The organism is Pseudomonas sp. RIT623 (genome assembly GCF_004519305.1).
Lineage (GTDB): Bacteria > Pseudomonadota > Gammaproteobacteria > Pseudomonadales > Pseudomonadaceae > Aquipseudomonas.
Window position 1 is genome coordinate 33,063 of record NZ_SOZA01000012.1, and the last position, 18,145, is coordinate 51,207.

General features: G+C 64.9%; 16 protein-coding genes. 7 read left to right on the plus strand and 9 right to left on the minus strand.

Annotated features, from left to right (window positions below; genetic code table 11):
- Window positions 1-33: 33 nt before the first annotated feature.
- Both E3U47_RS10875 and nadS read left to right on the plus strand, forming a co-directional pair.
- Complete coding sequence (locus tag E3U47_RS10875) at window positions 34-354, plus strand: type II toxin-antitoxin system RelE/ParE family toxin (protein WP_134691445.1); 321 nt, start codon at window positions 34-36, stop codon at window positions 352-354.
- Complete coding sequence (nadS, locus tag E3U47_RS10880; protein WP_134691446.1) at window positions 351-638, plus strand: NadS family protein; 288 nt, start codon at window positions 351-353, stop codon at window positions 636-638. The genes E3U47_RS10875 and nadS overlap by 4 nt, the downstream gene beginning before the upstream one ends.
- Before the next feature lie 25 nt (window positions 639-663).
- Here the strand turns inward: nadS and E3U47_RS10885 are convergent, their stop codons facing one another.
- From E3U47_RS10885 to E3U47_RS10905, 5 genes are all read right to left on the minus strand, one after another.
- Window positions 664-2,265, minus strand: a complete 1,602-nt coding sequence (locus E3U47_RS10885; protein ID WP_134691447.1) for an alpha/beta hydrolase-fold protein — start codon at window positions 2,263-2,265, stop codon at window positions 664-666.
- Between the two features lie 7 nt (window positions 2,266-2,272).
- A complete protein-coding gene (locus tag E3U47_RS10890; RefSeq protein ID WP_134691448.1) occupies window positions 2,273-4,636 on the minus strand; it encodes a TonB-dependent receptor in 2,364 nt (787 codons plus the stop codon).
- An 89-nt stretch (window positions 4,637-4,725) separates the two neighbouring features.
- Window positions 4,726-5,688 (minus strand): FecR family protein, encoded by a 963-nt coding sequence (locus E3U47_RS10895; RefSeq protein ID WP_134691449.1) that lies wholly within the window; start codon window positions 5,686-5,688, stop codon window positions 4,726-4,728.
- Complete coding sequence (locus E3U47_RS10900) at window positions 5,681-6,217, minus strand: RNA polymerase sigma factor (RefSeq protein WP_134691450.1); 537 nt, start codon at window positions 6,215-6,217, stop codon at window positions 5,681-5,683. The genes E3U47_RS10895 and E3U47_RS10900 overlap by 8 nt, the downstream gene beginning before the upstream one ends.
- 74 nt (window positions 6,218-6,291) lie before the next feature.
- Entirely contained in the window at window positions 6,292-7,350 is a 1,059-nt protein-coding gene (locus E3U47_RS10905) for a glycerophosphodiester phosphodiesterase family protein (RefSeq protein WP_134691451.1), read from the minus strand.
- 143 nt (window positions 7,351-7,493) lie between these two features.
- Here E3U47_RS10905 and E3U47_RS10910 point away from each other — a divergent pair, with 143 nt between their 5' ends.
- From E3U47_RS10910 to E3U47_RS10925, 4 genes are all read left to right on the plus strand, one after another.
- Window positions 7,494-8,510, plus strand: a complete 1,017-nt coding sequence (locus E3U47_RS10910) for a DUF4917 family protein (protein ID WP_134691452.1) — start codon at window positions 7,494-7,496, stop codon at window positions 8,508-8,510.
- A 77-nt stretch (window positions 8,511-8,587) separates the two neighbouring features.
- Window positions 8,588-9,109, plus strand: coding sequence for an RNA polymerase sigma factor (locus E3U47_RS10915; RefSeq protein ID WP_134691453.1), 522 nt, complete (start codon window positions 8,588-8,590; stop codon window positions 9,107-9,109).
- Complete coding sequence (locus E3U47_RS10920; RefSeq protein ID WP_134691454.1) at window positions 9,106-10,053, plus strand: FecR domain-containing protein; 948 nt, start codon at window positions 9,106-9,108, stop codon at window positions 10,051-10,053. The genes E3U47_RS10915 and E3U47_RS10920 overlap by 4 nt, the downstream gene beginning before the upstream one ends.
- Window positions 10,054-10,190: 137 nt before the next feature.
- Window positions 10,191-12,731, plus strand: a complete 2,541-nt coding sequence (locus E3U47_RS10925; RefSeq protein WP_134691455.1) for a TonB-dependent receptor — start codon at window positions 10,191-10,193, stop codon at window positions 12,729-12,731.
- Window positions 12,732-12,773: 42 nt separating this feature from the next.
- Here the strand turns inward: E3U47_RS10925 and E3U47_RS10930 are convergent, their stop codons facing one another.
- From E3U47_RS10930 to E3U47_RS10945, 4 genes are all read right to left on the minus strand, one after another.
- The gene (locus tag E3U47_RS10930) at window positions 12,774-13,271 is read right to left on the minus strand and encodes an AlpA family transcriptional regulator (RefSeq protein WP_134691456.1); all 498 of its coding nucleotides are present in this window, start codon (window positions 13,269-13,271) and stop codon (window positions 12,774-12,776) included.
- Window positions 13,271-13,543 carry a hypothetical protein gene (locus E3U47_RS10935; RefSeq protein WP_134691457.1) on the minus strand — a complete coding sequence of 91 codons (273 nt, stop codon included), beginning with the start codon at window positions 13,541-13,543 and terminating at the stop codon, window positions 13,271-13,273. Before E3U47_RS10935 ends, E3U47_RS10930 begins: the two co-directional genes overlap by 1 nt.
- Before the next feature lie 172 nt (window positions 13,544-13,715).
- Window positions 13,716-14,936, minus strand: coding sequence for an SAM-dependent methyltransferase (locus E3U47_RS10940; protein ID WP_134691458.1), 1,221 nt, complete (start codon window positions 14,934-14,936; stop codon window positions 13,716-13,718).
- Between the two features lie 98 nt (window positions 14,937-15,034).
- A complete protein-coding gene (locus E3U47_RS10945) occupies window positions 15,035-15,643 on the minus strand; it encodes a TPM domain-containing protein (protein WP_134691459.1) in 609 nt (202 codons plus the stop codon).
- Between the two features lie 201 nt (window positions 15,644-15,844).
- Between E3U47_RS10945 and bglX the strand changes: the two genes are divergently transcribed.
- On the plus strand, window positions 15,845-18,136 hold the full coding sequence (gene bglX / locus E3U47_RS10950) for a beta-glucosidase BglX (RefSeq protein ID WP_134691460.1): 2,292 nt from the start codon (window positions 15,845-15,847) through the stop codon (window positions 18,134-18,136).
- Window positions 18,137-18,145: the final 9 nt, after the last annotated feature.

Genomic DNA, 18,145 nt, shown 5'->3' on the forward strand with positions numbered 1-18,145 from the left:
ACGAAATGCTACGCCAATGGCGTATACAGTGCTCTGCTCTTCACCGAAACGGCCATCTTCACCAAGCGCGTCCAGGAACTGCTCGACGATGAGAGCTACCGGTTGCTGCAGGTCCGTCTGCTGATATGCCCCGATGCAGGCGATACGATCGAAGGCACGGGTGGCCTGCGCAAGATCCGCGTCGCCGCAAAGGGGCACGGCAAACGGGGTGGAGCCAGGGTGATCTATTACCACTTCGTATCCGCATCGCAAATTGCAATGCTCTACATCTACCCCAAGAACGAACTACCCGACCTCAATGCCGAGCAACGCAAAGCACTGAAAGCCGTCATCGAACACTGGAGCCAACCATGAATCGCTTCTTCGACGAACTGATGCAAAGCGTGGAGCAGATGGACGCCATCGTCCATGGCCGGCGCCAACCCGACCGCCAGTTCGAGATCGACGCCCTGCAGGTCAAAAATATCCGCAAGGCGACCGGGTTGTCCCAGACGCGCTTTGCCGAAATGATCGATGTGCAGGTAGCGACCCTACGTAATTGGGAACAGGGGCGCCGGGAGCCTACCGGGCCGGCCAAGGCGTTGCTGCGGGCTATCCACAACGACCCCGAACACGTCCTGAAAGCACTCGCCCACTGATCCACGCGTCACATCACCAGGCGCCTCAGCCCTGCGGCACGCAGGCCTGCGCAACCGCCTGGGTCCCCCGGCCAAGCAAGCTGATCAGCCCACAGGGCAGGCTGCCGCGCCATTGCAGGTAATCATGCCCCGCCGGGAACTCCACCTGCTCCACGGGGTAGCCCTTGGCCAACAGCACATCGCGCAGGTGGCGGTTGGTATCAACGATCTTCGGCCCTTCGAACAAACCGGATTGCAGATAGAACCGCAGCGGCTGGCGTGGGGCCTTGACGTACTCGCGGGTCAACCAGCCGGGTTCCCCACCAGTCAGCGGCCACCAGTACGAGCCGGACATGCTCAGCACATTGCCGAACAGTTCAGGGTGCTTGAGGCCCAGGTAGGCCGATGCCAAGCCACCGTAGCTGGAGCCTGCCACCACCGTGCGCGCAGCCGGCGCCGCAAGGCCCTGGCCAGCGGCCCAGGGCATCAGCTCCTCGGCCATGAAGCGGGCGAATAGCGGGTTGGGCGGCAGTTCGCGCTCACGGCTGGCCCCACTGGGGTTGGCAATGATGATTGCCGCGGTGGGCGGCATCAGGCCATCGGCGATCAGGTTGTCGAGAATCGTCGGCGTGGGCACCTGGCGGGTATAGGCATGGGCATCGAACAGCACCAGCAGTGCCTGATCGGCCTTGCCGGTGCGCCAGCCGGCCGGGCGGTAGAAGTAGATGTCCCGTTCATTGCCCAATAGCGCACTGGCCAGGCGTTTGCGCTCGATGCTGCCCCGCGCCACCCCGGCGCGGCGTGCAACCCATGGTTGCGGCGCGGCATCCGGCAACTCCAGGCGCGAGCGCGACAACCACGGATCACCGCTGGCATCGGCGAAGCCGTTCGGGTTGAGCGGGTCGCGGCGTGTGGTGGCCAGGATCATCCGGCGGTCATCCGAGGCCGGCACGTCAGGCGCCATCTGGTAGCTGAAGCGGCTGCTCGCCGGTATCTCGAAGCTGCGGTACCAGACATCGCTCTGGGCAAGTCGCAGCAGCGCTTCATGGTTACCCGTGGGCGCCCCGAACACCCGCACATTTTCCCGCGCGCCACGCCAGAGGAAGGTCACCAGACGCAGCCCTGGTTGCCTGGGCACAATCTCGACCATCGGCGTGCCGGCCTCGGCCCGTGCCTTCCAGAACGCCTCGGTGCCTGCGCCCGATGCCAGTTGTCGCGCCAGTGCCCGCAATGCCGGGCTGCGCAATGGCTCGGCTGGGCGAGCTTGTTCGGCCTGCGGCACGACGTGCTCCAGGCGCAATGCGAAGCGCGCCTGTGGACGTGTCGGTAGCGGCTCGGCACGCACGGCAAAATCCCCGGTTCGATCAGCGACGAACAGGAAGTCGCGGGGCTGATCCATGCCGTCGATCAACAAGCGCAGAGGATTACCCCTGGCATCGAGCAGGCGCAGGCTGATATCGCCATCCACCTTGCCGCGAACCAGGTCGCCCGCCTGGAGGGGCAGGTGCCAGGCGGGTCGACTGGCGTCACTGACCTGGCCTTCGACCGCTTGCCCGACCGTCAAGGTGCTGCTGGCGCCAGCCAAGGCCGGGCTCGAGCCCCAGGCAACCAGGGCCAATACACTGCAATAGCGCTTGAGTGTTCGCATGCTCACCTCAGAAGTCGATGCTGGCGGAAAGCTTTAGCGTGCGCGGCTCGCTGACGGTGGCATAACCGTCGTTGAACACCCCGGCCCAATAGGCGCGGTTCTCGACGTTCTCCAGGCTGGCGCGCAGGGTCACGTCCTTGCTCAGCACGCGGGTGGCATAGCGTGCGCCGAGGTCGTAACGGGTCCACTGCGGGATTTTCAGATCGTTGGCGGAGTCGAGGTACTGGGAGCTGCTGTGAATGCCCAGTACGGTCAGGGTCAGGCCCTGGACCCAGGGCAGGTCCCACTCGGCGCCCAGGTTGGCCGACCAGGCCGGCACCCCGCGGGCGGTGTTGCCGTCCATCGTGCCACCTGCGGTCTTGCTCAATTGCGCCCGGGTATAGGTGACGCCGCCGAGCAGGCGCACGCTGGGGACGAGCTCGCCGAACATCGTCCACTCCACGCCCCGGTTGCGCTGCTCGCCGTCGTCGGTGTAACGGTTGCTGGGCTTGTCGTAGATCATGCTCGGCTTTTCGATCTGGAACAGCGCCAGGGTGTGGGTGAAGTCGCCCAGGTCCCACTTCACCCCAGCCTCCATCTGCTTGGCGACATAGGGCGCGAACTGCTCGTTGTAGTTGGCCGCCTTCACATCGGTGACCATGCCGCCCTGGGTCAGGCCCTCGATATAGTTGGCGTACAGCGATACCGGCGCGTCCCAGGGCTTGAGCACGATGCCCAGGGCCGGGGTCAGCTTGCGCTCGTCATAGGACGGGTTGCTCATCTTCTGCCGCACCCGCTGCGCGCGCACGCCCAGGGTCAACAGCACGCGCTCGTCGAGAAAGCCCAGGGTGTCGGCCACGGCGAAGCTCGACAGGGTATTGTCGCCGGTCTTTTTGCTGCTGCCAGGGTCGGCGGCGATGATCGCCTTGCCGGGGTGATAGATATTAGTGGTGTAGCCCTTGCCGGTGACGGTGGGCGCGCGGCCGATGTCCTGGTGCAGCAAGGTGGTGCTGAGCACCAGCTGGTGGCTGACTGGGCCGGTCATGAAGTTGCCGCGCAGGCCGGCCTCGGTGGACAGGCTGTGGGTGTAGCCGGCCTGGTTGTAGGTTTCGCCGCTGGCGGTGCCATCGGCCTTGGTCACCACCACCCGGGTACCGTTGAGGAAACCGGCATAGCGGGTACGCGCGCCACCGACGCTGACATAAGCGCTCCAGCTGTCGTCCAGTTGATACTCGCCACGCACCACCACGGCCTTGCTGATCTGCTTGGCATGGATACCTTCAAGAATGTTGGTGTCCGGCTTCGGTGCCCGGGTGACCTGCTTGAGCTTGGAAAACCCGACCATCATCGGGCTGCCATTGTCGAGTTTCTCGTGGCTTTCGTAGGCGTCCAACTCGAGCTTGAAGTCATCGCCGCGGTAGTCCAGCCCCAAGGAGGCCAGGGTACGGTCCTTGGACTGTTCGTTCACGCCGGTGTCACCACTGCCGTACACGCCGTTGAAGCGCACACCGAAACGGCCATCGGCGAAACGCCGGCCAATATCGACATGCTCGGCCACATAGCCGTCCGACACATAGCTGCTGGTCAGCCGGGTCAGCGGCGCTTCGCCGGCGCGCTTGGGCACCAGGTTGACCACCCCGCCCACGCCACCGTTGGGCGCCATGCCGTTGAGCAGCGCGCCAGGGCCCTTGAGCACTTCGACCCGCTCGAGGAACTCGGTCGGCACATGGCCGTCGGGCGCCAGGCCATACAGGCCACCCAGCGCCAGCTCGGTGGAGTCGAGGGCATAGCCGCGGATCATGAAGTTCTCGTAGGCGTGCCCTTCGCCAGTGCTGAAACGGATCGACGGATCGTTGCGCAATACCGCGCCGACCGTGCCGCTTTGCTGGTTCTCGATGGCCTTGGCGGTGTAGGCGGTGACGCTGAAGGGGGTGTCCATCAGGTCGCGGTTGCCCAGCATGCCGATTCGCGCGCCGCGGGCCACCTGGCCGCCGCTGTAGCTCTCGGGCAGGTCGCTGTTGAAGCCCGAGGCATTGACCGTGGTCGCGCCCAGGGTCAGCGCGCCGTCATCGCCGGGGCCGCGCAGGATGATCACGCCATTCTCTTCCACTGCCACCAAGTCGGTGCCAGCCAACAGCTGCTGCAGGGCCTGCAGCACCGTGTAGCGGCCGTGCAAGGCCGGCGCGCTGCGCCCGGCCAGCAAGCGGCTGTCGGCGGCGATCGCTACCCCCGATTCGTGGGCCAAGGCATGCACCGTGGCTTCCAGCGGCTGGCCCGGCAGGTCGAGGCTCAGCGCCTGGCTGTCGGCAAGCGCCAGGCTGCTGCCACCCAGGGCGCAGGCCAGGGCCAGGCGCCGCAGGGTGCCGGGGAAACGGGGTGTGAACGACGACATGATCAGTCCTTGCGAGAGGTGGGTTCACAGCTGAAGACGCGGCAGTGGCGGTTTACCCCTCAAACGTATTTCAACCCAAAGGCAGCGCCTCAATTGCGTACCAACCGCCGCGACCCCGCCTGCTGTACCAACCTGACCGGTAGGATGGACGGCAATGCCTCGAGCAGCACCTGAGGCCGGGCGCTCGGGAAACTGCCGGTCAGACGCAAATCCGCCACACCTGGGTCGACCTCGATGGCAGGTGTGACATAGGCGTTGAGTTCAGCGACCACCTCATCCAAGGGTTGCTCGGTGAACGACCACCAGCCGCGCTGCCAGTGCGCCAGGTCCGGACCATGGGCACCGCCACCACGCAGGTGGCCAAGTCGCCCATCGGCGTCCAGGCAAATGCGCTCACCGGCGCGCAACAGCTGTTCGCCACCTTGCAGGTCCCGCACCTGCACCCGCCCCCGGGCCACCGCTACCTGCACCCGACCGCCGCGGTCACTGACCGTGAAGGCGGTGCCAAGCACTTCAACGCTACCCAGCCGGGTACTGACCAGGAACGAACGCCAGCGCTCATGAGCCACGTCGAAGTAGACATGGCCATGCAGCAGCAGCACCTGGCGCCGGAGATGATCGAAACGTACCCGCAGGTTGCTTTCGGCCGCCACCTGCAACTGGCTGCCATCGGCCAGCGACAAGGCTTGCAGCGCTTGCCCGTGGCTGGTCTGCAGGTCTTGCTGGTACGGGGCTGTACGCTGGAACATCCAGCCCAGCCAGCCCCCCGCGGCCAGCAGCACCGCCAGCGCGCCGCCCTGGCGCAGCACACGCCGGCGCCCAGGGTCGAAGGCCTGCGGTTGCACCGCACCACGCAATTGCGGCGCCAGGCAATGCACCAATTGCCAGCGCTGTTCGGCCTCCTGCCAGGCCCGCTCATGCTCGGCGCTCTTGCCACGCCAGCGCTGGACCAACCCCTGGGTCCTGCCGATACGCTCGGGATCTTCGCCGTGCAACGCCGCCAGGTAGACCAGCGCCTGCCGCACCTTGCGCGGCGCCACCGGCTCAGTCATGACGAGCGGCCAGACGTAGCTCGGACAAGTCGAACACGGCCCGGGCGATATGCAGCTCGACCGACTTGGCCGATAGCCCCAGCGCCTCGCACACTTCGCGATGGCTATGGCCATGCAGGCGCACGCGGACGAACACCTCGCGGCGCAGGCGCGGCATGCGCTCGATACGCGCAATCAGGTGCTGCAGCTGTTCGCGGGCGATCATGATCGCCTCCACGCTCGGGCTGAACGGCTCGGCGCGCACCAACCAGTCTTCCAGTGCCGCCAGCTCGGTGGTACGCCGCCGGTACTGGTCGATGCACAGGTTGCGCGCGGCCTGGAACAACAAGGCGCGGGCGTTGAGCACCGGGGCGTTGAGCGCGTGGGCATAAGCCTGGGCGAAACTCGATTGGGCGATATCGGCGGCGTCGTCAGGATTGCGCAGGCGTCCGCCGAGGTAGCGCCGCAGGTCGCTGTAGTGAGCCAGGAGATCATCGACGATGGCCTGGAACGCCGGCTGGGCGTTCCAGGGGGTGGAAAGGCTTGTCATTGCGGTGACTGTGCGAGACCGTTAATAGGAATTCCTATCATTCTCACACATGTCGGCGAGCCATCGCCAGCGGCTCAGTAACCCAACGTGCGCAGCAACTGCCCTTCGTTATGGGGTACGGGCCGCCCATAGAAACGCATCAGTTCGCCGGCGCGGTTGGTGAAGATGCCATCCACGCCGGCCTTCATCGCCTTGTCGTAATCCACCGCTGCGTCGAGGGTGTACACATGCACCAGCAGCCCTTTGTCGTGGCTGGCCTGGTTCATCCATGGCTGGATCAGGTCGGAATAGCTCTGCTCACCCAGGTGGGTACGCACCGCCGAAGGACCGGTGCCGATGGCGCCGTCGGCCTTGGCGTAGTCCAGCCAGCGCTCGAACTCGGCACGGTCCTTGGGTTGCTGGCGGGCGTAGAAGGCCGACTTGTCCTGCTCGCCGGAGTCACTGAAGTCCTGCCCGGAGGCCGGCTCGATACTGCCCTTGGCGACCCACAGCAGGAGAATTTTCGGTACCTGCGGCATGGCTTGGTGCAGCAGCTTGAGGCTGTTGCGATCGAAGGTCTGCAGCACCACCTGCCCTGGCTTGTCGAGCCAGCCGCGGGCTTCGAGGCGTTTTTTCAGGTCCTGCTCGATACCGGGAAACTGGGCAGGCTCCTTGGTCTCGATGTACAGGCCGGGATGACGTTCGGGGTTGCCTTCGGCGATATCGATCACCTCGTCCAGGGTGAGGATGCGCTGCTGCTTGAAGGCGTCTCGGGCTCGCTCGGGATAGGCCTTGTTGAACCAGCTGCCGGCATCCAGCGCCTTGAGTTCGGCCAGGGTGAAGGCACTGACCGGGCTGGACTTGCGCTCGGGATAGCGCTCGGCAACATCGCTGGTGCGCCCCAGCACATCGTCGTGGACCACCACCAACACACCATCGCGGGTGCGTTGCAGGTCCATTTCCAGGTAATCGGCGCCCAGCTCGCGGGCCAACAGGTAGGCCGGCGTGGTGGACTCCGGCGCATCAAAGGAAGCACCGCGGTGGGCGATCACCGCCGGGTGGGGGATGCCCTGGGCGCGGGCCAGCGCCTGACCATCGGCGGCCTGGGCAGTGGAGGTCGCCAGCAACGTGGCCAGCAGGAAGGATTTGTACATTCAGGTAGTCCTTTGCAAATCAAGACCGGCCCTGGCTGGGGCCGGCGGGGTCAACGGGGCAATCCTTGAGCGCGCAAGCCTCGCACACTCTGCATGACATGCTAAAGTCCCCGGCGTTTTCCGCCTCACCCAACGGACCACCCATGCCCGCACTCGACGCCCACCTGCCCACCTGGGCCGACCTCAACCAGCGCCACCCCAGCACTGCCCTGCTCCTGGGCAACGGTGCCAGTCGCGCGCTGTGGAAGCCGTTCGGCTACTTCTCGCTGTACGAGCAGGCCCAGCAGGTACGGCACAAGGGCCTGGGGGTGAGTGACCAGGCGCTGTTCAAGGCCGTGGGCAGCGAGCTGTTCGAACCACTGCTGAGCAGCCTGAACACCACCGTGCGGACCAACGCGGCCCTGGCGATCAACTCCACCGCGCCGCTGAACCGCTATTACTCGATCAAGGAAGCCTTGATCCATGCGGTGCGCGCCGTGCACCTGCCCTGGCCGCTGTTCGATGCCAGCGCCCGCGCCGCTATCAACCAGGCCTTGCGTCAGTACCGCAACGTCTACACCAGCAACTACGACCTGATCCTGCCCTGGGCCGTGGCGGACAACCCGAAGGGCTTCGCCAGCCTGTTCGACGAGCAAGGTTTCTTCGACGTACGTCGCACTGCCAGTGAAGGCACCCGCATCCTGCACCTGCATGGCGGCATGCACCTGCTCAAGCTACCCGATGGCAGCACCCGCCAACGCAGCGCGGCGCAGGCCGAACTGCTCGAAGGCTTTGCCGTGAACATTCCCGGAGAAGTACCGCTGTTCATCAACGAAAGCCGCAGCGAAGACAAGCTGCGCGCAATCCGCCACTCCGACTACCTGGCCTGGAGCCTCGGCGAACTGGCCCGCGAGCAAGGCAGCCTGTGCCTGTACGGTCAGCACCTGGACAGCAGCGACCAGCACCTGCTCGATGCCATCCGCCAGGCATGCCCGCGGCACCTCACCATCGCCATCCGCCCTTTGAGCGAGGCGTCGATCATCAACCAGAAGCAACACTTCATCGACCGTTTCGGCGATCTCGAACAGGTTTCGCTGCACTTCTTCGACGCTTCCAGTCATCCACTGGGCCTGGCGGAGCTGGCGATCAGCGTTCCTGCCGCGTTCAATCGTCGGCACTGATGCACGCACTTTGCAAATGTAAATAATTCTCGATAAGATCCGCACCCTTTCCTCAAGGCCAGCCCCGGAAAGCGTGCATGCAACGCCCAAAACCCGACCCTGTCGCCCACGGTTTCTACGCCGACATCCTGCATTTCCTGCGCAAGCGCATGGACAATGCCAGCGATGCCGCGGACATGACCCAGGACGTGTTCGCCCAGTGGCTGGGTTACCGCGATCGGGCCAAGGTCGAGCAACCCCGGGCATTCCTGTTCCAGGTGGCGCGCAATCTGCTCAGCGACCACTGGCGCCGGCAAAAGGTGCGCCATGCGGCGCTGGCCGACGAGCCCCTGGCCGATGCGCATGCACCAGCCGCCAACGACCCGCTGGACCATGCCCAGCAACAACAACGGCTGAATCAATTGCGCCAAGTGCTCGACGAGCTCTCGCCGCGGCGGCGCGAAGCCCTTATGCTGCACCGTTTCGAGGGCCTGACCCAGGCCCAGATTGCCGCACGCATGAACATTTCCGTCAGCATGGTCGAGAAGCACATCGCCGCCGCCCTGCTGCAATGCAAGCAACGCCTGGACAGTGACACCGGCACGGAGCAGTCCCCATGACCCCCACCGACGCGCGTGACCCACGCCCGATCGACGCCCAGGCGGCGAGCTGGTTCAGCCGCAACCGCAACAACCCGACGCGGCCCGAGCGCAAGGCCTTCAGCCAGTGGATGCAGACCGCAGAGCACGCGCATGCCTACCGCCAGTTCGAGCAACTGTGGGACGACCTGGCCGCGCTCAAGCAGGCCAGTCGGCCGCTTGCCTTACCCGTGCGACGAGCGCCCCGCTGGCGGCCGGCCCTGGCAACCGCGGCGGCGCTGCTGTGCGCCCTGCTGGTCGGAAACCTGGGAGCCGGCAGCACCACCTTCGACGAGCGCATCGCCGCCGGCCCGACCCTGCGCACATTACAACTGCCCGATGGCAGCGTGTTGTCCGTCAACGCCCAGACTCGCCTACGCCTGGCGTTCGATGCCGAGCGCCGGTTGATCCACCTCGACCATGGCCAGCTGTACATCGAAGTCGCCCCCGACAAGGAACGCCCGTTGTTCGTCGATGCCGGCAGCGGCCGTGTGCGCGTGGTCGGCACCGGCTTCGACCTGCGCCGTGGCGAGCGCGAGCTGGTGGTCGGCGTCGCCCATGGCCAGGTGGCCTTCGAAACCCCCGGTGAGCGCCACCCGCCGGTGCTGCTCGGCGCCCAGCAGGGCGCCACCTACGACCTCGCCCGCGGCACCCTGACCCGCCAGGACCTGGGCGAGCAGGCAGTGGCCGACTGGCGTGAAGGGCACGTGAGCTTTCGCAATCGCGAACTGGCCAGCCTGATCGACGAAGTCGGCCTGTACCGCCAGCACCCCGTGCTGCTGGCCGACCCGGCGCTGGGTCGCTACAAGGTGTCCGGCAACCTCGACGTGCATGACCCCGATGCCCTGCTCAATGCCCTGCCGGCCCTGTTGCCGGTCAAGACCACGCTGCTGGCCGACGGCCGCTTGCGCATCGAACGACGCTGAGGCGCGTGACGGCAGCGCGATATTTATGAGAATTTTTATCATTCGCAGGTGAGGTTTTTTCGCAAGCACGCGTCTTCCTCCCCGCCTGCTCCTTGATGGCAGGCATTTTTCCGGCCTTTTGCCGTTTGGGGGAAACCATGTTGTCGCTGCACTGCCTGCCTGTCCGACCCACCCTGCTCGCCCTGTGCCTGTCCGTGAGCCTGGCCGCCGAAGCCGCGCCGGTGCCACTCGACCTGCCGGCCCAATCGCTGGCCCGCTCGCTAAGCCAACTGGCCCAGCAGGCCAAGGTGCAACTACTGTTCGACGAAGCCCTGCTCGGCAGCGCCCAGGCGCCAGCGCTCAAGGGCGACTATGAGGCCGAGGCGGCCATCGGCCGTCTGCTGACAGGCAGCCGCTTCAACGTGGTGCGCATGGGCAATACCTATGTGGTGCGCCTGCGCGACGACGACCCGGTCGGCGACAACAGCCTGCAACTTGGCGCCGTGAGCATCGTCGGTGACGGCCAGCAGGTCGACCCCAGCAACGTCGGCCGTTCGACCCTCAACCAGGAGCAGATCGACCGTTACCAGCCGAGCAACATCCCCAGCGTGCTAGCCACCCTGCCCGGGGTGAATATGGGCGGCTCGGCCAAGCCCGGCGGGCAGACCATCAACATCTGGGGCATGGGCGATGCCGAAGACGTGCCGATGACCGTCGACGGCGCCCCCAAGAGCGGCTTCGAGCGCTACCAGCAAGGCACCATCTTCATCGAACCGGAGTTGATCAAGTACATCGAGGTCGAGAAAGGCCCGCACTCGGTCAAGACCGGCAATGGCGGCCTCGGCGGCAGCGTGCACATGGAAACCAAGGACGCCACCGACCTGTTGCAAGAGGGCCGCAACAGTGGCGCCATGCTCAAGTACGGTTACGCCAGCAACGATCACCAGCAGGTCTACAGCTCGGCGGTGTTCGGCCGTAGCGACGACGGGCGCATCGATGGCCTGGCCTATTTCACCAAGCGCGACGGTGGCGACCTGAAGATGGCCGACAAGCTGCCCGACCCCACCAACAGCTGGCCGATCAACCCGCAGCGCCTGCCCAACAGCGCCCTGGACCTGGAAGGCGCGCTACTCAAGACCAACATCCACTTCACCGACGAACACAGCCTGGGCTTTTCCTGGTCGCGCTCGGAAAGTGAGCGCTGGGCTACGTTCGCCTCCACCGCCTACCCAGTACCGCCGTCGGCGGCGAGCATCGAAAAGTACGGTTACGCCGACGCCCTCAAGCGCTTCCTGGCCAACCGTACCACCATCGATACCACCTGGTCGGCCACCTACAAGTACCAGCCAATCGAAAACCCCTGGCTCGATCTGCAGGTGAAGTATTCCGAATCCGATACCCGGCAAACCGACGAGCGCAACGCCAATGCAGTGTTGCAGCCGTCCACCGGCGGACGGCGGATGGATACCGAATACCAGGACCGCATGCTTGAGGTGACCAACACCAGCACCTTCCTCACCGGTCCACTGGAGCATGCCCTGACCGCCGGTGTGCAAGTGCGTCGCCACGATCGCGACACGCAGATGTGGATGCCCGGCAAATCCTATGAAATCCCCCGCTACAACTACGGCTACTACCAGCCGTACTTCATGCCCAGCGGCAAGGTCGACAGCCAGGGCTACTACCTGCAGGACGCCATCACCCTGGGCGACCTGACCATCACCCCGTCGTTGCGCTACGACCATGTCACCAACGAGGGCAAGCCCAACCAGGCGCCGTACTACAACAACCCGGCCGCTGGCCACGACTACAGCGCCAAGACCTACACCGGCTGGTCGCCACGCCTGTCGCTGTTCTGGAAGATGAACGAGCAGACCGTGCTGTTCGCCGACTACAGCAAGACCTGGCGCGCCCCGGTGCTGGACGAGCAGTATGAAGTACAGGGCATCGGCAGCCGCACCGCCAGCAGCCGCAACCTCGACCCCGAACGCATCGTCGGCCTGCGTGCCGGCAGCATCAGCACCTTTGCCGATGTCTTCACCCAGGGCGACAGCGCACAGATCCGCACCACGCTGTTCCGCAACAAGGTCAGCGACGAAATCTTCAAGGCCACCGGCATCGGCTGCCAGCAGCAGATGGTCACCGGCGGCAACATCGACAAGACCTGCGGCAAGGGCCTGATGGGCAACTACCGCAATATCGGTGACGTGGTGTACAAGGGCTTCGAGATCGAAACCTTCTATGACTCCACCTACCTGTTCGGCGCCGTGTCTTACGCCTGGATGGAAGGCCGTCACCAAGGCGCGTACACCAATCCCTGGGGCCCGGACGTCTGGGCCAAGGATGTGCCGGCACCGAAATGGATCACCACGCTGGGGGTCAAGATCCCGGCCTGGGATGCCCGTGTAGGCTGGACCGCGCAGTTCGTCGGCGCCACCAAGCACCTACCCAGCGACAAGTATTTCGAGGGGCCGGCCAGTGCCCTGGGCGACCGCTACTACGACAACTTCGGCAACGAGCGCTACGACATCCATGGCCTGTTCGCCAACTGGAAGCCACAGCAGCCCTACTTGAAAGGGACTGAGGTCAACCTGACAGTCGACAACCTGTTCAACAAAGCCGTGCGCCCGGAGTTGTCAGGGGAGAACGCCTATACCGTCGGGCGCAATGCCAAGATCAGCGTGACCCGGTTCTTCTGAACCAGCCAGGCGACGCGGCAAGGGACTGCACCGCGCGCCTGGTCAGTCGCTTGCGCCGCCAACACGCTCCTGTGCCCTGGCGACATTCACTTGCATTGCACTGGATGCCACATCGAAAACCGCCTGGGCGACCGCGTGGGTACCACGCGCCTGCATCCAGGCGAGGATATCGGCCAGGTGCCAGAGCGACAGGCTGCCGTCGTGCACCGGTGCCGGAAACGTGCTCGGGTGAGTGAGCATGAGTTTGCGCATGTTCTGCCGCGACCCCCCCACCACTTCCGCCACATCAGTGAGGCCGACCAGGTCAGGGCTCACTTCGATCAGCTGGGCCTGCGGCAAGGCCCGCCGGACATCCGCCAGGGCGCTGTGCAGTGCCTCCTGCGCCGTCGCGCCCTTACGGGCAAAGGCCAGGGCCAGGCGGCCCGGCTGGCCGCTGCCAACCACGGCGTCGTCACAACCGGCCTCGGCCAGGCGCTCGATCAGCGCATCGATGTCTTGTGGGCCGGACAATTGATACTTGAGGGTGAATTCGTATTCCATCAGGTGCGCTCCGCTGGCTGGTTGACGATCCCGCGAGTCGACGTGCAGTTGTCGACGATCCGGCGCAACTGCCGGGCAAAGATGCCTGGGTTTCGTGGCGTACTCCACACACTGGTGATGCAGAACTCGCCACAACGGCATTCGCGGTCGTTATTGGGGCAGTAGATGCGCCCCCAGCAATAGCCTCCCCGAACCACTACCTTCCAGCCCTGTGCCTCGGCATGGGCCAGGGTTTGCTCAACTTCCTTGTTGAGATGGGTAGGACGGGCCATCGGCTGTGCTCCAGTATGGATATCAGGACAAGGTTGTCAAGTGACAACCATCATAACGCCGACAGGCGTCATCCCGAACCAGCCTAGGCCCTGGCGCAACGCATCCCAGTCCATGCAGACGTCTTGGGAAGGATCCTATAAAGAGAAGGGCAAAACCGCGCAACCAGGCGCCTTACCCGGCAATCAACCCATCCGCCCGCAACAGGCTTTCCAGGCAATGCTCCTGCACCCCGTAGAACGCCTTGAGCTGGCTGATCTTCTCCAGCAAGGCAGCATTGTCCTGAGGCTGGCGCCGCTTCACCGCCAGAATCATCTTGTTCTTGTTGGTGTGTTCCAACGAAATGAACTCGAAGACTTTGGTCTCGTAACCACAAGCCTCCAGATACAGCGCGCGCAGGCTGTCAGTCAGCATCTCGGCCTGCTGCCCCAGGTGCAGACCGTACTGCAGCATCGGCTGGAGCAGGCCAGGACTGTGCAACTGCGGGCGGATCTGCTTGTGGCAACACGGCGAGCACATGATGATCGCGGCGTTGCAGCGAATGCCGGTATGGATGGCATAGTCGGTGGCGATGTCGCAGGCATGCAGGGCGATCATCACCTCGATGGCCTCGGGTACCACGCTGCGCACATCGCCGCACTCGAACACCAGGCCCGGATGCTCCAGACGCGCGGCGGCGGCGTTGCACAGCTCGACCATGTCCGGGCGCAGTTCAACGCCGGTTACTTGTGTCTCACGCCCAAGGCTGTTGCACAGGTAGTCGTGGATGGCGAAGGTCAGGTAGCCCTTGCCCGAACCGAAGTCGGCCACCCGCAGCAGCTGCTCAGCCGCCAGCGGCGCACCGGCCAAGGCGTGATCGAAGACTTCGATGAACTTGTTGATCTGTTTCCACTTGCGAGACATCGACGGGATCAGCGCGCCCTGCGCATCGGTCACGCCAAGGTCACGCAGAAACGGCCGCGACAGCTCCAGGTAGCGCTTCTTCTCGCGGTCGTGCGCGGCGGTCGCCGCTGCGCGCGGGGCCTGCTGAGCCAGGTGACGACGCAGCATCGGCTTGCCCTTCTTGCTGAACTCCAACTGCACCTCCCCTTCGGTGATGAACAGGTGGGCATTGCGAAAGCTCTGCGGCAACAGCTCTGCAATCAACGCCTGGGCTTGTTGCAGCGGCAAGTTGCGGGTGATATCGCGGGTCTGGTGGCGATAGACCAGTTGCAGGCACGGCTCGCCCTTGATCTGCACCGGTTTGCCGATGATGCGTTGCAGGCTCTGGTCTGCGCCGACATGGCGGGCCAGGACCAGCTTGGTCAGGCTGCCATCGGCCAGGGCGTCGGCCAACTGGCCGAGGAACTGGGCACGCGCGTCCGGCGCGGTGGGGGCGGTCGATGAGGAAGACATGTAAACGGGTGCCTCGGAATGCGGGGGGCGCGTTGCGCAATGCCGCGCATTCTACGTCGATGACGGTCCATCGCGAAGGTTTTCGCGATAGACGCCGGTCAGTCGAGAATGACCAGGCGATTGGGCAACTCGTTGCGCGCATGGGTCGGCGGCACATGCTCGCTGAGCAGCTCCCCGCAGGCTTCGATGCATTCGACGAAGCCCTGGAGGGTGTGCCCCTGGCGCACCTGCTCGGCAAACCGGGCGACGATCGCCGCTCGCGCCTGCTCGGGCAGGTGCCGGTCGATGCCCTCGTCGACCAGGATCTCCACATGTTGCTCGGCTTCACTGACGAAGATCAGCACCCCGGTGGCGCCGGCGGTGCGCTGTAGGTTGAGTTCAAGAAATTGCTGGCGGGCAAGCCCGGAGGCTCGTCGCCGCCGTAGCACCGACGGCACGACCCAGGCCGCCAGGCGTGGCTGGCGCAACACCAGGCACAAACTGATGAAGGTGAGCATCTGCGTCAGCAGCAGAGCGTTGACACCGATCCCGCCCAACCACAGGTGCAGCAGGCCCGGTACCAGCAAGGCCAACAACGCGGCCCAGAGCAGAGGCAGATACGGAAAGTCGTCGGCGCGGCGCGCCAGCACGGTAACCAGCTCCGCATCGGTGCGCCGCTCGGCGCGGGCGATCGCCTCGGCGATCTGGCGCTGTTCGTACTCGGTCATGCCATCGTCTCTCGAGCGTTCTTATCGTTGTTATCCCGGCACTCGGGTGGGCGAGAGTGTATCTCAACAAGCGGCTCATATAAGGCATAATCCGCGACTGCTCCGGATCATGGACGAATGATTCGGCATACACCCGGCGGACTCTACAACAACGAACGTAGGAAACGTCTCGAAAACCGCTTTCACACGACAACGGAACTGATGATGAAACTGTCTTTGCTGGGCCTGGCCATGGGCCTTGCCAGTCAGGCGGCCCTGGCCGCCCCCACCGCCCCGCCCCTGCAAGACAAGCAGGCGTTCATCGATCATCTGGTCGGCCAGATGACCGAGGCCGAGAAAATCGGCCAGTTGCGCCTGATCAGCATCGGCCCCGAGATGCCCCGCGAAAAGATCCGCGAGGAGATCGCCGCCGGCCGCATCGGTGGCACCTTCAACTCGCGCACCGCCCCCGAGAACCGGCCGATGCAGGACGCGGCCATGCGCAGCCGCCTGAAGATCCCGATGTTCTTCGCCTACGACACCATCCACGGCGAACGTACCATCTTCCCGATCGGCCTGGGCCTGGCCTCGTCCTGGGACATGGACGCCATCGCCAAGGTGGGCCGCACCTCGGCCATCGAAGCCGCCGCCGATTCCCTGGACATGACCTTCGCGCCGATGGTCGACATCGCCCGTGACCCGCGCTGGGGCCGCACCAGCGAGGGCTTCGGCGAAGATACCTACCTGACCTCGAAGATCGGCCAGGTAATGGTCAAGTCGTTCCAGGGCACAAGCCCAGCCAACGCCGACAGCATCATGGCCATCGTCAAGCACTTCGCCTTGTACGGCGCGGTGGAGGGCGGGCGCGACTACAACACGGTCGATATGAGCCTGCCGAAGATGTACAACGACTACCTGCCACCTTATCGCGCCGCGCTCGATGCCGGTGCCGGCGGGGTGATGGTGGCGCTGAACTCGATCAACGGTGTGCCGGCCACCTCCAACACCTGGCTGATGAACGACCTGCTGCGCAAGGAGTGGGGTTTCAAGGGCGTGACCATCAGCGACCACGGCGCCATCCAGGAACTGATCCGCCATGGCGTCGCCCGCGACGGCCGCGAAGCCGCCAAGCTGGCGATCAAGGCCGGTATCGACATGAGCATGAACGACACCCTCTACGGCGAGGAACTGCCAGGCTTGCTCAAGTCCGGCGAAGTCAGCCAGGCCGAACTGGACCAGGCGGTGCGCGAAGTACTGGGCGCCAAGTACGACATGGGCCTGTTCAAGGATCCGTATGTGCGCATTCCCAAGGCCGAGACCGACCTCAAGGACTACTACGCCGATGAGCGTCTGCACCGCGCCGCCGCGCGCGACGTGGCACGCCGTAGCCTGGTACTGCTGGAAAACCGCGAGCAGACCCTGCCGCTGAAGAAAAGCGGCACCATCGCCCTGGTCGGCCCGCTGGCCGACGCCCCGATCGACATGATGGGCAGCTGGGCCGCCGACGGCAAACCGCAGCACTCGGTCACCGTGCGCGAAGGCCTGCGCCGCGCCGTCGAAGGCAAGGCCAAGCTGCTGTACGCAAAGGGCTCGAACGTCACCGGCGACAAGGCGATGTTCGACTACCTGAACTTCCTCAATTTCGACGCCCCGGAAATCGTCAACGACCTGCGTCCGGCTGCGGTGCTGATCGACGAGGCGGTCCAGGCCGCGCAGCAGGCCGACGTGGTGGTGGCCGTGGTCGGCGAGTCCCGCGGCATGTCCCACGAGTCCTCCAGCCGCACCACCCTGGAAATTCCGGCGGTGCAGCGCGAGCTGATCAAGGCGCTGAAGGCCACCGGCAAACCACTGGTACTGGTACTGATGAACGGTCGTCCGCTGTCGATCGCCTGGGAGCGCGAGCAGGCCGACGCCCTCCTGGAAACCTGGTTCAGCGGTACCGAAGGCGGCAACGCCATCGCCGACGTGCTGTTCGGCGACTACAACCCGTCCGGGCGCCTGGCGATCACCTTCCCACGTTCGGTCGGGCAGATCCCGATGTACTACAACCACCTGCGCATCGGCCGGCCGTTCACCCCGGGCAAACCAGGCAACTACACCTCGCAGTACTTCGAGGAGCCCAATGGCCCGTTGTATCCGTTCGGCTACGGCCTGAGCTACACCCAGTTCGAGCTGTCCGGGCTCAAGCTGTCGGCGGCGAAGCTGGCACGCGGCGCCAAGTTGCAGGCCAAGGTGACGGTGAAGAACAGCGGCAAGCGTGACGGCGAAACCGTGGTGCAACTGTACATCCAGGACCAGAGCGCGTCGATGAGCCGCCCGGTGAAGGAGCTGAAGAACTTCCAGAAGCTGATGCTCAAGGCCGGCGAGTCGCGAACCTTGACCTTCGACATCAGTGAGGAGGACCTGAGGTTCTACAATGGCCAGCTGCAGCACGTCGCCGAGCCGGGCCAGTTCAATGTCCAGGTCGGCCTCGACTCCGAGGCGGTGCAGCAGCAGAGCTTCGAACTGCTGTAAGCCACACCC

What these genes read in the sequence shown, in the direction of transcription:
- nadS (WP_134691446.1), top strand. Translation starts at nt 351, where the DNA reads ATGAATCGCTTCTTCGACGAACTGATGCAAAGCGTGGAGCAGATGGAC.
- E3U47_RS10885 (WP_134691447.1), bottom strand. Translation starts at nt 2,265, where the DNA reads ATGCGAACACTCAAGCGCTATTGCAGTGTATTGGCCCTGGTTGCCTGG.
- E3U47_RS10890 (WP_134691448.1), bottom strand. Translation starts at nt 4,636, where the DNA reads ATGTCGTCGTTCACACCCCGTTTCCCCGGCACCCTGCGGCGCCTGGCC.
- E3U47_RS10895 (WP_134691449.1), bottom strand. Translation starts at nt 5,688, where the DNA reads ATGACTGAGCCGGTGGCGCCGCGCAAGGTGCGGCAGGCGCTGGTCTAC.
- E3U47_RS10900 (WP_134691450.1), bottom strand. Translation starts at nt 6,217, where the DNA reads ATGACAAGCCTTTCCACCCCCTGGAACGCCCAGCCGGCGTTCCAGGCC.
- E3U47_RS10905 (WP_134691451.1), bottom strand. Translation starts at nt 7,350, where the DNA reads ATGTACAAATCCTTCCTGCTGGCCACGTTGCTGGCGACCTCCACTGCC.
- E3U47_RS10910 (WP_134691452.1), top strand. Translation starts at nt 7,494, where the DNA reads ATGCCCGCACTCGACGCCCACCTGCCCACCTGGGCCGACCTCAACCAG.
- E3U47_RS10915 (WP_134691453.1), top strand. Translation starts at nt 8,588, where the DNA reads ATGCAACGCCCAAAACCCGACCCTGTCGCCCACGGTTTCTACGCCGAC.
- E3U47_RS10920 (WP_134691454.1), top strand. Translation starts at nt 9,106, where the DNA reads ATGACCCCCACCGACGCGCGTGACCCACGCCCGATCGACGCCCAGGCG.
- E3U47_RS10925 (WP_134691455.1), top strand. Translation starts at nt 10,191, where the DNA reads ATGTTGTCGCTGCACTGCCTGCCTGTCCGACCCACCCTGCTCGCCCTG.
- E3U47_RS10930 (WP_134691456.1), bottom strand. Translation starts at nt 13,271, where the DNA reads ATGGAATACGAATTCACCCTCAAGTATCAATTGTCCGGCCCACAAGAC.
- E3U47_RS10935 (WP_134691457.1), bottom strand. Translation starts at nt 13,543, where the DNA reads ATGGCCCGTCCTACCCATCTCAACAAGGAAGTTGAGCAAACCCTGGCC.
- E3U47_RS10940 (WP_134691458.1), bottom strand. Translation starts at nt 14,936, where the DNA reads ATGTCTTCCTCATCGACCGCCCCCACCGCGCCGGACGCGCGTGCCCAG.
- E3U47_RS10945 (WP_134691459.1), bottom strand. Translation starts at nt 15,643, where the DNA reads ATGACCGAGTACGAACAGCGCCAGATCGCCGAGGCGATCGCCCGCGCC.
- bglX (WP_134691460.1), top strand. Translation starts at nt 15,845, where the DNA reads ATGATGAAACTGTCTTTGCTGGGCCTGGCCATGGGCCTTGCCAGTCAG.